At 44.1% G+C, this 15,966-nt stretch carries 11 protein-coding genes; 7 read left to right on the forward strand and 4 right to left on the reverse strand.

Annotated elements, in window-relative coordinates:
- The first annotated feature begins 172 nt into the window (after window positions 1–172).
- Window positions 173–1,789 (forward strand): iron uptake porin, encoded by a 1,617-nt coding sequence (locus VE944_RS01690; protein WP_324971296.1) that lies wholly within the window; start codon window positions 173–175, stop codon window positions 1,787–1,789.
- 350 nt (window positions 1,790–2,139) lie between these two features.
- Here the strand turns inward: VE944_RS01690 and VE944_RS01695 are convergent, their stop codons facing one another.
- Together VE944_RS01695 and VE944_RS01700 are read right to left on the reverse strand one after the other, a co-directional pair.
- A complete protein-coding gene (locus tag VE944_RS01695; RefSeq protein WP_324971298.1) occupies window positions 2,140–2,610 on the reverse strand; it encodes a hypothetical protein in 471 nt (156 codons plus the stop codon).
- Entirely contained in the window at window positions 2,597–2,890 is a 294-nt protein-coding gene (locus VE944_RS01700) for a hypothetical protein (protein ID WP_324971300.1), read from the reverse strand. The genes VE944_RS01695 and VE944_RS01700 overlap by 14 nt, the downstream gene beginning before the upstream one ends.
- Window positions 2,891–3,337: 447 nt before the next feature.
- On the opposite strand from VE944_RS01700, the gene topA reads away from it, so the two are divergent.
- The 5 genes from topA (at window position 3,338) to VE944_RS01725 (ending at window position 11,061) form a co-directional block, all read left to right on the forward strand.
- Window positions 3,338–5,986, forward strand: a complete 2,649-nt coding sequence (topA, locus tag VE944_RS01705; protein WP_324971302.1) for a type I DNA topoisomerase — start codon at window positions 3,338–3,340, stop codon at window positions 5,984–5,986.
- 505 nt (window positions 5,987–6,491) lie between these two features.
- Window positions 6,492–6,632, forward strand: a complete 141-nt coding sequence (locus VE944_RS01710) for a hypothetical protein (RefSeq protein ID WP_229465963.1) — start codon at window positions 6,492–6,494, stop codon at window positions 6,630–6,632.
- Window positions 6,633–6,654: 22 nt separating this feature from the next.
- A complete protein-coding gene (aroQ, locus tag VE944_RS01715; protein ID WP_324971316.1) occupies window positions 6,655–7,104 on the forward strand; it encodes a type II 3-dehydroquinate dehydratase in 450 nt (149 codons plus the stop codon).
- A gap of 100 nt (window positions 7,105–7,204) precedes the next feature.
- Window positions 7,205–8,140: an ADP-ribosylglycohydrolase family protein gene (locus VE944_RS01720; RefSeq protein ID WP_324971306.1), complete on the forward strand. Its 936-nt coding sequence runs from the start codon at window positions 7,205–7,207 to the stop codon at window positions 8,138–8,140.
- 239 nt (window positions 8,141–8,379) lie between these two features.
- Window positions 8,380–11,061, forward strand: coding sequence for an HD family phosphohydrolase (locus VE944_RS01725; RefSeq protein ID WP_324971308.1), 2,682 nt, complete (start codon window positions 8,380–8,382; stop codon window positions 11,059–11,061).
- Between the two features lie 391 nt (window positions 11,062–11,452).
- On the opposite strand, the gene VE944_RS01730 is transcribed toward VE944_RS01725, so the two are convergent.
- Both VE944_RS01730 and VE944_RS01735 read right to left on the reverse strand, forming a co-directional pair.
- Complete coding sequence (locus VE944_RS01730) at window positions 11,453–14,254, reverse strand: beta strand repeat-containing protein (RefSeq protein WP_324971310.1); 2,802 nt, start codon at window positions 14,252–14,254, stop codon at window positions 11,453–11,455.
- Window positions 14,255–14,816: 562 nt separating this feature from the next.
- Window positions 14,817–15,473 (reverse strand): TetR/AcrR family transcriptional regulator, encoded by a 657-nt coding sequence (locus tag VE944_RS01735; protein ID WP_324971312.1) that lies wholly within the window; start codon window positions 15,471–15,473, stop codon window positions 14,817–14,819.
- A gap of 319 nt (window positions 15,474–15,792) precedes the next feature.
- Here VE944_RS01735 and VE944_RS01740 point away from each other — a divergent pair.
- Window positions 15,793–15,966, forward strand: a 174-nt coding sequence (locus tag VE944_RS01740) for a Rieske (2Fe-2S) protein (protein WP_324971318.1), incomplete at its 3' end; no start/stop codon positions are given.

Below are 15,966 nucleotides of genomic sequence, written 5' to 3' on the forward strand. Positions count from 1 at the left end.
AGTCGGTACAGCCCTCTGGAATTTAGTTTTCCGTGAATAATTAGGATTTTTTGACTTTTTTTATTAAAAAGTTTGCTTGCTTCTGATAAGATTGCTGACAAATATTTTCATAAAATACACCTTAAAAAAAACGTGGTTTGGGTGTGAATTGGATATTAGTGTGAGGAGAAAAATGCAAAAATTCTGGAAATATCTGCTAGTTAGTCCAGCAGTCTGCGGTGTCATGCTATTTTTTAATACTGCTACATTTGCAGGTGAAACATCGGGTAAGTCTGAAATCAATCAACCGCAAGTTTTAGCTAATCCAGACACAAAAGCTGAAAATATAGCGCCAGATCAACCAATGGCGCAAGTTACCTCTGTGTCTCAATTTTCTGATGTACAACCCACAGACTGGGCATTCCAAGCATTGCAGTCTTTGGTTGAGCGCTATGGTTGTATTGCAGGATACCCAAATAGCACTTATCGCGGTAATCGGGCATTAACGCGATATGAATTTGCTGCTGGTTTGAATGCTTGTCTTGATCGGGTTAACGAACTTATTGCTACAGCCACCGGCGATTTAGTTAACAAACAAGATTTAGCTACATTACAAAAGCTGCAAGAAGATTTTTCAGCCGAACTGACGACACTCCGAGGTCGTGTGGATGCAGTAGAAGCTAAAACTGCTGAATTGGAGGCGAATCAGTTCTCAACCACAACCAAACTGCAAGGACAAGTTATCGCAGTCGTTAGCGATGTTTTGTCAGGAAATACAGTCAACGGTGCGGAAATTACAGATGAAAATACAACTTTAGGGGTACGAGCGCGGATAGAACTTGTGACCAGCTTCACAGGGCGAGATACACTGTTCACTAGAATCCAGGCTAATAATATTCTCAGCCCTAACATTGGTACACCAGAGGGCAATTTATTCTTTGCTGGTGACGGTACCACCAATGCTGCTATAGATGCACTGTTCTACAGATTTCCCTTGGGCGAAAAAACAGAGGTTGTGGCTATTGCCAACGCAGGTGCAGCAGATGACCTTACCACTACTGTTAATATCTTTGACGGTGATGGTGCTTTTGGTGCTTTATCTACCTTTGGTACACGCAACCCAATTTATTATCAGATAGGCGGCGCGGGGTTGGGAGTAACCCACGAGTTCGGTGACAAATTGGCACTAAGTTTAGGGTATTTAAGTGGTACAGCTAATGATCCTACACCTAATAATGGTTTGTTCAATGGTTCTTATGGTGCGCTGGCACAATTGACAGTTAAACCAAGCGATCGCATTACTATTGGTTTAACTTACATCAATTCCTACAACCAACCACTACTCACGGGTAGTAATGCAGCAAATCTCGCACCCTTGGATTTAGATGGCGATGGTACGTTAGATTCTCGATTTTCCAGTAATTCTTACGGTGTCCAAGCATCCATCGGTATTACTAATAACATAGTATTAGGTGGTTGGGCTGGATACACTAACAGCCGTACATTAAATGGCGATCGTGGAGAAGTTGACATTTGGAATTATGCCGTCACTCTGGGCTTCCCCGACCTTGGTAAAGAAGGTAACTTAGCAGGTATCATCGCTGGTGTAGAGCCAAAAGTAACAAGTTCTAACATCGCAGGATTGGATAGAGATCAGGATACATCCTATCATCTTGAGGCGTTCTACCAATATAAGTTGACTGACAATATCACCATTACCCCAGGAGTCATTTGGTTAACATCGCCAGATCATAACAATGACAACGATGATGTTGTGATTGGCGCACTGAGAACCACATTCAGTTTCTAATTTTCAAAATCTCTAAAGAAGACGCAAAAGTTAACTTTTGCGTCTTTTCTTTTGTGTAAAGGTTTCACTTCGTACCACTACGGTAGGGCTATTTTATTTTATACATAAACCGCCCAGAACTAAAGTTCACTGGCTTTTAGCTAAAGTCCGTTAAAACAGACTAGAACATTTTCTCAGTCATCTTTAGATGACTTTCGCTATTAGACTCAGAATTCATTCTGAGGCGGGCTAGATGAGAATGAAATAGCCCTGCCCCTACGCGGTTGCTACAATCCAACCGGGAGCAGTTTATGGTTTTTGATACTAACTGAATCGTATTAGGTTTTAAATGGGGAAAGTCTTTTAAGCAATTATGTTTGCACAGCAAATTCTTCTGGATCAATTCCCCAACTTACCCAGCGAATTGCTTCACGCACTGAGTTCATATTCGGTGGAACTCGCAAGGCATGAATGAATCCTGTACTGGGACAAGTCATTTTTAATACGACAGTAAGCATTTGGCTTATAACTTGGCTGTTTAGTTGGTATGCTAGTTGTTTGCTTAGTTCATTGCTAAATTCGTACAATAATTGCTTGTATAATTCAGTATTCAATCGTTGCTTTAGTTGCCTTTGAATAACAATTTTTAGACCAGCATACGGACTATCACAAAAAATAATTTCAGGGTCTTGTTTACAAATTGCTATATACCCAGCTTTTACCGCTTCCGCCGCTTTCTCTCTATCAATTCGCTCAGTTGAAAGCGCGATCGCTCTCCACTTTTCCCGATAAACTGGAATCAAAGCCTCTTGCTCAGGCGTTAACTTTTCAATCAGCGACATATCGCCAACCTTCAGGCTCGTATTCCCGTTGAATTTTCACCATCCAGTCACCTTGGGGAATAGAAATAGCTTTATGCTCCTCATGGACAAGCAATGCCGACTCTGAAAAGACACGCAAATAGAGTGTGCTATCTTTATCGTATAATTCTGTGTCTCCCTCAGTAATGCGATGCTTATGCCCTGTAACTTCGCCTTCTGCCAAAGTTAAGTGAGGTATTTTTTGTCCTTCAATTTGCTGCACAGGCAGTAAAATTACATCACATTGGCGAATCGGTTTCATGGTTTTGCTTTCCTAACATCGGTTAAACCCCACTTCGCTTTTGCTTTCAAATTTGGTTTAATCTTGGCACAAGCTCTTAGAAATTGGGCATTGGGCATAGATCAATTCAATAGTTATTCTTCCCTTGCTCCCCCTGCTCCCTCATCCCCCACTCCCCACTCCCCACTCCCTACTCCCCATTCCCCAATGATATTTTGAAAACTGTAGTCGCCAATTATGCGTTAGATAAGTTAAAGATTGAAATAGCTGGAAATTCACACCCAGCGTTCTCCTCCTCTACCCTCTGGGACAGACTGGGCCATAAGTTCAGCAGATTTTATCCCAAGCAGGCAGTTTGTGTGAGGATTAAATCACTGCCCTAAGCGTGACCTTTTATCTTGACAATTTGCAAAAATTACCTCAATTTGACTGTTTAGCTTAGTAGCTCTTCTTTTTATTGAAATTTCCATGTCAACTCTCGTCATTGTCGAATCTCCAACCAAAGCTCGTACCATTCGCAACTACCTGCCAGCAGGCTATCGGGTGGAGGCGTCTATGGGTCATGTGCGTGACCTCCCCCAGTCGGCTAGTGAAATTCCTGCTGCCGTCAAAGGGGAATCATGGGCGCAGCTAGGGGTAAATGTGGACGCCGACTTTGAACCGGTATATGTTGTCCCGAAAGACAAAAAGAAAATTGTCACCCAGCTTAAAGAAGCCCTTAAAGATGTAGATGAACTGATTCTGGCAACAGACGAAGACCGGGAAGGTGAAAGCATTAGTTGGCATTTATACCAATTGCTGAAGCCGAAAGTTCCGACTAAGCGGATGGTGTTTCACGAAATTACCCAAGAGGCGATCAAAAAAGCTCTGAAGAACTGCCGCAATATCGATGAGCAGTTGGTTCGCGCTCAAGAAACGCGGCGGATTTTAGATCGACTCGTAGGTTATACCCTGTCTCCACTGCTATGGAAAAAAATCGCCTGGGGATTATCTGCTGGGCGAGTGCAATCTGTAGCAGTGCGACTTTTAGTCACTAGGGAACGCCAACGCCGCGCTTTCCATGAGGGTACATACTGGGATTTGAAAGCCAGTTTGTCAAAGGAAAAAACCCCCTTTGCTGCCCAGTTAATAACATTGGCAGGAACCAAAATCGCTAACGGCAGTGATTTTGACGCAACGACCGGACAAATTACCACAGGTCGCAATGTCTTGTTGCTAAACGAAGACCAAGCGGTAGCCCTCAAGGAACGCTTAACAGGGAAAACCTGGAGTGTTACCGAGATGGAGGAACGCCCAGTGACGCGCAAACCGTCGCCACCGTTTACTACCTCGACACTGCAACAAGAATCCAACCGTAAATTGCGCCTCTCAGCCCGTGACACGATGCGGGTTGCCCAGAATTTGTACGAACAAGGGTATATTACCTATATGCGAACAGATTCGGTGCATTTGTCAGATCAAGCGATCGCAGCTGCTCGGAGTTCTGTAGAAAAGCTTTACGGTCAACAATACCTTAGTCCCCAACCCCGGCAATACACGACCAAATCCAAAGGCGCACAAGAAGCACACGAAGCAATTCGTCCAGCAGGTAGCACCTTCCGCACGCCCCAAGAAACTCCTTTGGGCGGTCGAGAACTTGCTATCTACGATTTGATTTGGAAGCGGACTGTTGCCTGTCAAATGGCTGATTCCCGCCAAACTCAAATTACCGTGCAATTGCAAGTTGAGGATGCTGGATTCCGTTCTTCTGGCAAACGGATTGAATTTCCAGGATACTTACGTGCCTACGTCGAAGGTTCAGACGACCCAGAAGCAGCACTGGAAGACCAGGAAGTGATTTTGCCGAATCTGAAAGTAGGAGATCATCCCGATTGTACCGAGCTACAAGCAGTTGGGCATGAAACCCAACCGCCAGCTAGATACACCGAAGCAACTTTAGTGAAAACCTTAGAAAGCGAAGGTATCGGTCGTCCCAGTACCTACGCCAGCATCATTGGCACAATCATTGACAAAGGTTATGCCCATTTGGTGAGTAACGCTCTTATTCCTACCTTCACCGCTTTCGCCGTCACCGACTTACTGGAAAAACATTTCCCGGACGTTGTTGATCCCAGTTTTACCTCGAAGATGGAGCAAACCCTGGATGACATTGCCACAGGTGAAGCGAAATGGCTACCCTACTTACAGCAATTCTACCTGGGAGAGAAAGGGCTGGAAACCCTGGTAAGAGAACGGGAAAGTCAAATTGATGCCACCAAAGCTAGGACTGTAGAACTAGAGAATCTAGATGCGAAAGTCCGCATTGGGAAATATGGCCCCTACATTGAAGTCGAAAATGGTGAGGGAGTTATCACCGCCTCAATTCCCAAAGACCTGACACCAGCCGACCTCGACCCCAAACAGGTAGAAGTATTGCTGCGACAAAAAATCACAGGACCTGACCAGGTAGGTCGGCATCCCGAAACTGGCGAACCGATTTATGTGAAAATTGGTGCTTATGGGCCTTATGTCCAATTGGGTGACAAAACCGACGAAAACCCCAAACCCAAGCAAGCCTCTCTACTCAAAGGTGTTACCCCAGAAACCGTTACCCTGGAAATGGCTGTTGGTCTGTTGGCACTACCCCGGACATTGGGAGTTCATCCAGTCACTGGCAGCAAAATCCAAGCAAGTTTGGGGCGCTTTGGCCCTTATGTGGTACATGACCAGGGTAAGGAGGGGAAAGACTACCGTTCTCTAAAAGCTGCTGATAATGTATTGACAATTAGCTTAGAACGTGCATTAGAGTTATTGTCTGAACCCAAAAAAGGACGCAGTTCTACAAACAGCAAGTCCAAAGCAGCTTTACGCGAATTGGGTACACATCCAGATGATGGAGAAACAATTAACATCTACGATGGCCCATACGGCCCTTACATCAAGCATGGCAAAACTAATGTGAGTATCCCAGAGGGTCAAACGGTAGAAAATATAACCCTGGCTGAGGCGCTGAACTTGTTGTCAGCTAAAGCATCAACAGCGAAATCGACTCGCAAAACGACTAAATCAACGAGTACCAAATCTAAGTCAACTGCTAAGTCAACAACCTCTACGAAAAAAAAGGGCGCTGAAGGTTAATTGCAAGTCAAACAATTTTGGATTTTGGATTTTGGATTTCTTTGACCACAAGAGGTGTTAGCGTAGCTGGACGTTAGTTCGGCATGAACGAAAAATCTAAAAATCTAAAAGACGCTCCTACGTCGCTCTAAGCTTACTCCTACGGAGAAGCAAGCTACGCGTAGCCTCTCGTAGAGAAGCCATGCCGTTGGCGGAGCCTCTCGTAGAGAAGGCTTTACGCTACGCTATCGGCAATCTAAAATCTAAAATTGGCACTCAAGAGTCCAAAGTCCGATCCCTAACTCTTGACCCTTGATATCCATCCTTGATAGGATGCAGTTCAGTAGGTGCAAGTGTGATACTCTAAAAAGTAAGGGAAAACACAACGCCAAATTTTAGAAGTGGCTTATGTCCCAAACACGGGATTGTTTATCAGCCCGGTTGGAAGCCAGAGGTGCGAAAAAATGCCAATTTCTGCGTACCTGTTAATCAAAAATTGAGGTAGTATCTCAGGAGCCGTCAGTTCATGGATTATATAGAAAAGGTGCTGGAAAAGGTTAAGGAATTAGCACGGAGGCTAATTGAAAGCCTGTTTGGGCCAGAGGCAGAACCGGAACCGGAACTGATTCCGATTCCTGTAAACGATCGCTCGCGTCGTCGCCACTAATCTCAAAGTGCTCAACTCTACGTTGCAACCCTTAAGCATTCTGGCACTGCATGGGCCAAACTTAAATTTGCTAGGACAGCGAGAACCAGGAATTTATGGTGCGTTGACTTTAGCTGAAATTAACCGCCTGTTAGATGAAGAGGGATTCAAGTTACAGGCGAAAGTTTTTTCTATGCAGTCAAATCATGAAGGAATTTTGGTAGATACTATTCATGCCGCATTAGGACAACATCAGGGGATTTTGATTAATGCAGGGGCATATACCCATACAAGTGTGGCATTGCGAGATGCGATCGCGGCTGTTAACTTGCCCACAGTCGAAGTACATCTAAGTAATATTTACCGTCGGGAAGATTTTCGGCATCATTCGTACATCGCCCCAGTAGCAATCGGGCAAATAAGTGGTTTTGGCGAACAAAGTTACTTGTTGGGCTTACAAGCTTTGGTAAATCATTTGAGAGTTAAGAGTTAAAAGTTAGAAGTTAGGAATTGGTAGTTGGTAGTAAAGTTAGGAATTAGCAGTATTTCATTAACTCCTCACTCCTTACTCCTCACTTTTAACTACATAGTTTATGCGTTACTCTCCTATAAGTCGGTTTAGAGGTACTTTACTCGGAGCATTCCTGGGGGAAAGTTTAGGTACTGGTGATATACAGTCTCAGAGTTACCTGGATTTGGGCAGAATGGCGGTTCTAGGTACTGAAAGTTTGATTGCGTTGGGTAGATTAGATTTAGATGATTGGATAGCGCGTCAGCAACAAGAATCTCTTCATTTAGCAGTAACTGATGACATATCGATCAAAATAATTCTTGCGACACTACCAGTAGCACTTTTTTTTCACGAAAATCCGATTAAGCTCCGGGAAAACTTGCTGCATGTCCTCAAAATCTGGGAGGATGACCCAATAATAAGGGATGGGACGCTAGCAGTAGGATATGCCATCGCTCTTGCCTTAACTGAAAAACTTAACCCCCGAACCCTCATCCCACAAACAATTTCTTTTCTCGGACAAACGCCGACATCAATACCAAAAAAATTATTAACAGTTCAGAATTTATTACAGCAAGGGGCGGGATTGTCAAGGGTGCAAGCTGAGTTTGCTAAAGAAGAACAACTCAGTAACACTATTGCTATGGCATTCTACTGCTTTTTGAGTACCTTGGAAGACTTTCGGCTATCAGTTTTGCAGGCTACTCGCAATGGCAATTTCATGCAACATACTACGCCTCTAAACTTACAGGCTACAGGTGCAATTACTGGTGCTTTGTCAGGAGCATATAACGGTATAGGCACAATTCCCATAAATTGGCAATTGCTCTTGCAGAAGAATTCTCCAACATGGGGATTAACTAGCTTTTCCCAAATGTTAAAATTGACGGATGCATTTGTGGCGGTGTGGTCGGGAGTGTATGATCTTACCTTAAATCCAAGGGAGTTAACTGAGGAGGGATATGAGGTGGCTTTGCTTTCAGTTTACGCAGCTCCTCGCGTTATTCGGTCGCGTTAATCCTATTTTTACCGAATAACAGTGCAGGTACTAAACACTGAAGACTACCAATCTAGTTAAAAACTAAAAAACTTATATACTAGAATTTTTCAGAAAAACTTTGGACTGATGTAGGTAGCTATTGTGGCAAATCAGCTTTAATTAGGCTCTGTCACTGGAATTGCGATCGCAGCTAATCAAACTTCCCTGATGATTGTCTTATTTTGAACCATCAAAGTCAGCAATTGCAGGCAGAAATAATGAAAATAAAGCAATTTTTGCAATTCTTAACTCAGCAATTGACTAACTGGCGGCGACAGTACAAAGGACTACGCCGTAAGGGAAAGTTAATGAGAAGTCCCAAAAGCAAAACCCATAGAAGGGAACTTTTAAGGACTGTGCTTAAGAATATAATTTTATTTTTATCAAAAACCAACGATAAAAGCGAGCGCCGAAAACAAGAAAGAGCGTTTCAGTCAAAGACAAAATCGGTCAAAACTAAGAGTACTATTTATGCAGTTGCTTTAGATTGGGTACATGAACAGCGTTCCTTGGTAATTTTAGCGATCGCTCTAATCTCCCTCACTGGTGTTATTGGGCATAGATTATACAACCAGACTCAAATTCAAGTAGGAAATCCCGCGCCCCAAACAATTACAGCGCCTTACACAGCTAGCATCGAAGATCAGAAAAAAACAGAATCACAGCGCCAAGCCGTTAGTCAAACATCCTTACAGGTGTTGATGATTAATGTGCGAATGAACGAGCAAATCAAGGAAAATTTGCAACGACTTCTAGATGATGGCAACGAAATTCGCGCCGTTGCTGGAGCTTTTCCTTTTTTCGATCCTCTAGTTTTGTCCATCTCTACCCAGCGTTACCTCCGCTCTTGTCCTGATTCGGAATGGCAAGCACTGCTAGTAGCTGTAGAAAATAGTAAAAATCAGCAGAAGAAAGGAACAAGACAAACTACCGCCTCATCCGCACCCAATCAGGAACACCAACGGCGCACAACACCAGCGCCACAGAAAACAAAGCCTATTGATTTTTCTCAAAACACTGACTTTACTCAAGCAGTAGCAGAACTAGAATCTTACCGCGTCACTTCTGAGAAAAACTTGTCTTTATTGATTTCCCAAATTTCCCAAGCACGCCAAAGATATACCCAAGCCATTGCCAAACTTTTACAGTTAGAGACTGTTACCCCAGAAGCAGTATATGAGGAATCCCTACTTTTGAATTTGTTAGATGGGGAGTGGGAAACAACACAAATGGGAATCCATCAGAGTGCAGAGCGGATTCTCACCCAAGGTATCCCACAAGGACTGCCAAAAAATATCTTACAGGATGCGGTGAGTTTACAATTGCAATCCTTTGTACCAGAATCCGCCGAATCTTTGGCAAAGAAGCTTTTGTTAGCTGTACTCAAGCCGAATCTGCAAAAAGATGAAGAACAAACCAGAGAAAACGCTCAAAAGGCTGCTGCTGGGGTGTCACCCGTGATGGTGAAGGTACGGTATGGTGAGGTGATTGTCAGAAAAGGAGCGCAGATTACTGCATGGAACTTTGAGGTGCTGGAGCATTATCACCTGGTTCGCCGGGAGGTAAAATGGCGCGAGTTAGTGAAGTTAGCAGGTGTAATTGCGATCGCCATTGGTATTTTTGTCTGGGTAGAACGGCATGTCGATTACGAATTGCGACAACGCGATCGCTTATTGGTGTTATTGCTGACTTTGAGTGTGCCAGGATTGATAACTATAGGATTGCCTTATACCACCTGGAGTGCCCTTGGTTTATTGTTGGGAAGCTTTTATGGCCCCACTTTGGCGTTAACAGTTGTCGGACTGCTGTTGCCTATATTAGCTATTAGCTTGGATATAAGCAAGGCTGCGCTTTTAGCTGGTGTAGGGGGAGGAATATTAGGTAGTTATATAGCGCAACGATTGCGATCGCGTGAAGAATTGGCATTATTGGGTGTTGCGATCGCTTTAACTCAGGGCAGCATTTATCTGGTTGTTAAAATTTTAATTGGTCAAGCATTTGGTTCAACTTGGTATCTCGTCCTCCGAGAAGCCGGATTGTTTGCTTTATCCGGTTTAGGCTGGAGTGTTGTAGCTTTAGGCTTGAGTCCTTATCTAGAAAAAGTTTTCGATTTAGTTACCCCAATCCGTTTAGCGGAGTTGGCGAACCCTAACCGCCCTTTATTAAAACGACTCGCTACTGAAACTCCTGGAACTTTTCAGCATACGTTGCTTGTGGCTACGCTTGCTGAAGCTGCTGCCAAAGAACTAGGATGCAATCTTGAACTAGTCAGGGCTGGCACACTATATCACGATATTGGCAAAATGCACGACCCCCTTGGCTTTATTGAAAATCAAATGGGGGGGCCGAATAAACATGATACAGAGATTAAAGATCCTTGGAAGAGTGCAGAAATTATTAAAAAGCACGTAACCGAAGGGTTAGTGATGGCGCGTAAACACCTTTTGCCGACAGCGATTCAAGCTTTTATTCCAGAGCATCAGGGAACGATGCTGATTGCATATTTCCATCACCAAGCCCAGCAAATGGCTCAAGAAGATCCAAGTTTAACAGTAGACGACGCAGATTTTCGCTACGATGGGCCGATTCCCCAATCACGAGAAACAGGAATTGTCATGTTAGCAGATTCTTGCGAAGCGGCGCTGCGATCGCTTGAAGCATCGGCTAAACCTCTGGGAGAAAAGCGATCGCTTAAAGATGTTTCGACTGAACAAGCTTTAGCAATGCTTAATAATATTCTGCGTGCCAAATGGCAAGACAATCAACTCGTAGATTCAGGATTAACACGAGAAGAAATGTCAAAAATTGCCCAGATATTTGTAGATGTTTGGCAGCAATTTCATCACAAACGGATTGCTTATCCTAAGTTGAAGGCTAATAGTGCTGTGCGAAATTCGTAATTAAGAAACTTAGTACAGCTTTGCGTAAAATTATTGTAGCGTTTTTAATGCAAGGGGATGCATTGCCATTGTCAGATTTAATTCGTTACGAATTAATGAAATGCTGTACTTAGCTTTAATCTCGTTTCTGACTTTTCACCTTATCTGGAAAAACTAACGCGAAACCTAATCCCCCAACCCCCTTCCCTGGTAAGGAAGCTACGGTGTACACACAAGTCTTTTGACCTACACCTTTGTTGCATCGATCTTTTTTTAACTTGTATGTACACCGTAGGGTAAGCAAGGGGGAGAATTCAAAGCCTCTCTCCTGCAAAGAGAGAGGTTTTCCAGATCCCGTGAAAAGTCAGAGTCGTTTGGTGTTTGGAACTCAAAGTTTGTTGTTTCAAGCGAACTACGCTTGGATAATAAAATCAGATGCTTTGAGAATTGGCGCACCAGTTAGAGTTACAAATAGACCACCCGTGCCGAAACCAGCCGTGCTGCCATTTTCGTTGTAGAACAACTGCCCACTCACAGGATCGTAGACAATTGTCGCCGTGCTAGTCCCCGCAGAAGAAGTGATTTCAAAATCACTCTCGTTACTAAAACCTATTCCCGCAACAGAAGTAATTGTATTAAAAGTAGCCTTATCCAGTACAATTTTGTCACTTTGTGTAGTGGCTGCAAAAAATCCACTGTAGAACCCACTAATGCTATCTAGACCAACATCAGTACTGTTAAAAGGAGCATCGGTATTGTAAAGCAATCTGTCAACACCCTCACCACCTGTGAGTACGTCATTGCCAGCACCACCAACCAGAGTATCATCGCCAGCACCACCGATGAGGGTATCATTACCAGTTCCACCCCGTAGCAAATCATTGCCACTATTGCCGTTGATGATGTCATCACCTCCCTGACCGTTAATCACATCGCCGGAGTCTTTAAAACCCGTAATGTTATTGTTAAGACCATTGAGGAATGTAACGGTGTTCGGGTTAAATAGCTCAGTTTGAATGGAGTTGGCATCAAAGACATCAAAACTGTCAACGATGCCCCTCTGGTTATCAAAGAGGATATTGCCAATAGCTGGGCTGACATCAGATGCTGGTAAATTATTCAGCTTTTCTAACAGGAAGTTTTCTAGGATGATTTGGGTATTGCTTGTATTTTCAAAAGTGAGTTCTAGATTGTTGCCATTTTGATTTAATTGCAGATTTTTAGCAGTCAATCCTAATCTAGTAAAATCCAAGGTATCAACAGGAATTGCCGCCGTTGATGGATTTAAAGTATCAACAGGAATTGCCGCCGTTGATGGATTTAAAGTATCAACAGCAATTGCCGTCGTTGATGGATTTGAAACAATATCTACGCCACCAAAGTCGGTTATGGTGTCGATCCCATCGCCTCTTGAGAAGATGAATGTGTCTCGACCACCATTACCAGTGAGCTTGTCGTTACCAGCTTTGCCCTCGATGATATTGTTGTTGAATGTGCCGATGAGGATATCTGCATCAGGCGTGCCCGTGATCAATTTCTGGACAATACCCAAAGTGGTGGTTGCTACTGCACTGGTGTTACTCACATCTTGGCCGTCATCGACGACAAATTCAATTGTGGTGTTAACAGTGGTAGCTGTACTGTTGTAGGTAACGCTGCTGAGGACTTGTCGGTAATTGGCAATGGTATCCGTGCCACTAAGAGTGAGAGTGCCTGTGGTGGGGTTGTAGGTAGAGGTGATGTTGCCGATGGCAGTGGCATTAAGACTTTCGGTTGCACCATTCAAGAGATTGGTAATGGTGATGGTGGCACCAGCTAGGGTAGTTGCATTGTCGTCCAGAGTAAAGTTGCTATCGATGATGGAGACGGGAGTACCGCTAAAGGTAGTACTAAAATCAATACCCTCTGAGTTGCCGTTGAGGTCGAGAACGGGGGCGCGGTTGCCAAACACGACATAGGTTTGCCCTGAGCTAATGTCGTTGGGGTCAGCAAAGGGTGCTGCAATAATCAAGTCATCAATACCGTCGCCGTTGATATCTCCGGCACTGCCAAGAGAGTAGCCTGAACGGTCATCTGAATTGATACCGTTGATGGCAAAGCCATTTGTGCCGTTGAGGTTGGAGAGGTTGAGTTGGGCACCAAAACCCTCCTTGCTGCCAAACACCACGTAGCTTTGCCCTGAATTGTTGCCGTTGGGGTCGGCAAAGGGGGCTGCGATAATCAGGTCATCAATGCTGTCGCCGTTGATATCTCCGGCACTGCTGACAAAACTGCTGAAGAAGCCGTCACCTTTATTGAAGCCGTTGATGGTGAAACCACTAGTGCCGTTGAGGGTGGAGAGGTTGAATTGGGCAGCAAAACTTTCCTTGCTGCCAAACACCACGTAGCTTTGCCCTGAATTGTCGCCGTTGCCGTCGGCAAAGGGTGCCCCAATGATCAGGTCGTCAATACCGTCGCCGTTGATGTCTCCGGCACTGCTAACAGAGTTGCCTAAGGAGTCCTCTTCATTAATGCCGTTGATGGCAAAGCCATTTGTGCCGTTGAGGGTGGAGAGGTCAAATTGGGCAGTAAAACTTTCCTTACTGCCAAACACCACGTAGCTTTGCCCTGAGATGATGTCGTTGGGGTCGGCAGAAGGTGCCCCAATAATCAGGTCGTCAATCCCGTCACCGTTGATGTCTCCGGCACTGCTAACAGAGTTGCCTAATGAGTCATATTGATTGATGCCGTTGATAGTGAAACCATTAGTGCCATTGAGGGTGGAGAGGTTGAATTGGGCAGCAAAATTTTCCTTGCTGCCAAACACCACGTAGGTTTGCCCTGAGGTGATGCCGTTAGGGGAGGCACCATCTGCCCCGATAATCAGGTCGTCAATGCCGTCGCCGTTGATGTCTCCCGCACTGCTAATAGAGTTGCCTGAACGGTCATCTGGATTGATGCCGTTGATGGCAAAGCCTGACGTGCCGTTGAGGGTGGAGAGGTAGAATTGGGCATCAAAACTTTCCTTGCTGCCAAACACCACGTAGGTTTGCCCTGAATTGGTGCCGTTGGGTTTAGCAAAGGGTGCCCCAATAATCAGGTCGTCTAGACCGTCACCGTTGATGTCTCCGGCACTGCTAATAGAGTCGCCTGAACGGTCATCTGGATTGATGCCGTTGATGGCAAAGCCTGACGTGCCGTTGAGGTTAGATAAGTTGAAAACTGAATTTGCCATGAGTTCGTCCTTTTGTTTGAAAACTAAAATTTTGATGTCTGGAACTCGAAGTTTGATGTTTGGAAATCAGAATTTGGTACGAATTGCGACAACGCGATCACTCGAAGCATCAGCTAAACCTCTTCTTGAGAAGCCAATACGGTTCGGATAAGCAAGGGAGGCAAGAGGGTATATGTTCAGTCATTCTTCTCTCCCCCTGCTTGCTTCAACCAAGACAGTCTTAACCAACGGTACTGGGAGAGAAGCGATCGCTCAAAGATGTCTCGACTGAACAAGCTTTAGCAATGTTAAGAGAACTCCAAAAAATAAATAATCTCAATTTCTGTTCACTACGACTTTACCCTCTCCTGCTCCCTGCCCCCTGCCTCTATAGCGATGGTATATTTTTTAGTTGGAAGTCCCTAAATAATATTCTGGGTGCCAAATAGCAAGATAATCAACTGGTAAATTTAGGATTAACACGAGAAGATATGTCACAAATTGCCAGATATTTGTGGATGTACCCTTTAGCACGCGATGCCTACGGCAGGCTACGCCTATGCAGTTTCCCGATATTTAATCTCTAATCTTCAGTACGTCGCATACCAGCCAAAATAAAATTAACTGCTGCTTGAGTATGCTGCTCAATCATTTCTGGACTCAGCAGTTGCAAATCGGGTCTAGTATGCTTGATGTTTTCGTAAGCGTTGAAGTATAAATTACAAACCCCAATAATATGCAGGGTGGTGAGGAATGGATCGATCTGACGGAAACAACCTTCAGCCATCCCCCGCTCTAAAATCTTGATGAGATAGCTAAAATTCTCTTGCCAATTCCCCTGTTTGAAATACTTTCCCTGATTTTGGTTTGCTTCTTGAAACCAAAGCATTCCCCGGTGCGGGTGAGCAGCTTCATAAGCGATCGCTTCTTTGACAAGTACCTTCAACGCCTCCTCTGGTGGGAACTGATCCAAATTTAGCTGCTCAAACCCTTCGTGCATCTCCACCGCCGGACGTTGCAGAACAGCTTCATATAGTCCTTCCTTGCTCTGGAAGTAGTAGTAAATCATCGCTTTGGTGACACCTGCACCTCTAGCGATCGCTTCTGTCCGCGCCCCTTGAAGTCCATTTCTGGCAAACTCTGCTTCCGCCGCATCGAGAATCTGTTTTTTCGTCGCTTCTGCATCGCGCACCTGACGCGGCTTTTTACCTGAGAATTTTGACTGCGTTGAACGACCCACGTTGCTCCATCATCATAACGAAAATATATTAACTAAAAAATTGATTAGTAGTTGACATAGAAGATGAAATTTATTAAATTAATGCTTACTAACTAATTTTTTAGTTAGTTATTTGTATACTTCAGTAATGCACTAGCCAAAATTAGCCGAGCAAATGCGCGGTTGTATTAGTTCGTCCATTGCAGACAAGACTTTAATTATCCAAATTTATATTCAAAAGACTGATGTAGGACAGGCGACACCAAGTTTTAATATTGCGTGACGTTTTACTAACTCATCTAGCGATTTTTCAAAAAATTATCAATATTTTGGAGGAAAAATGGAACCAATTTTACCAGGTGCGCCTTGGTTAATCGCGCATAAATCTATATTGGGAATAAATAAACCTAATAAAATCACATTAAATGGACAGGATTATGTCATTTGGCAAAACCAAAAAGGCGAAGTGTTTGCCCTTGATAACATCTGTCCGCACATGCAAGCACCATTATCA

This window comes from Nostoc sp. (assembly GCF_035638895.1).
Taxonomy (GTDB): domain Bacteria; phylum Cyanobacteriota; class Cyanobacteriia; order Cyanobacteriales; family Nostocaceae; genus Nostoc.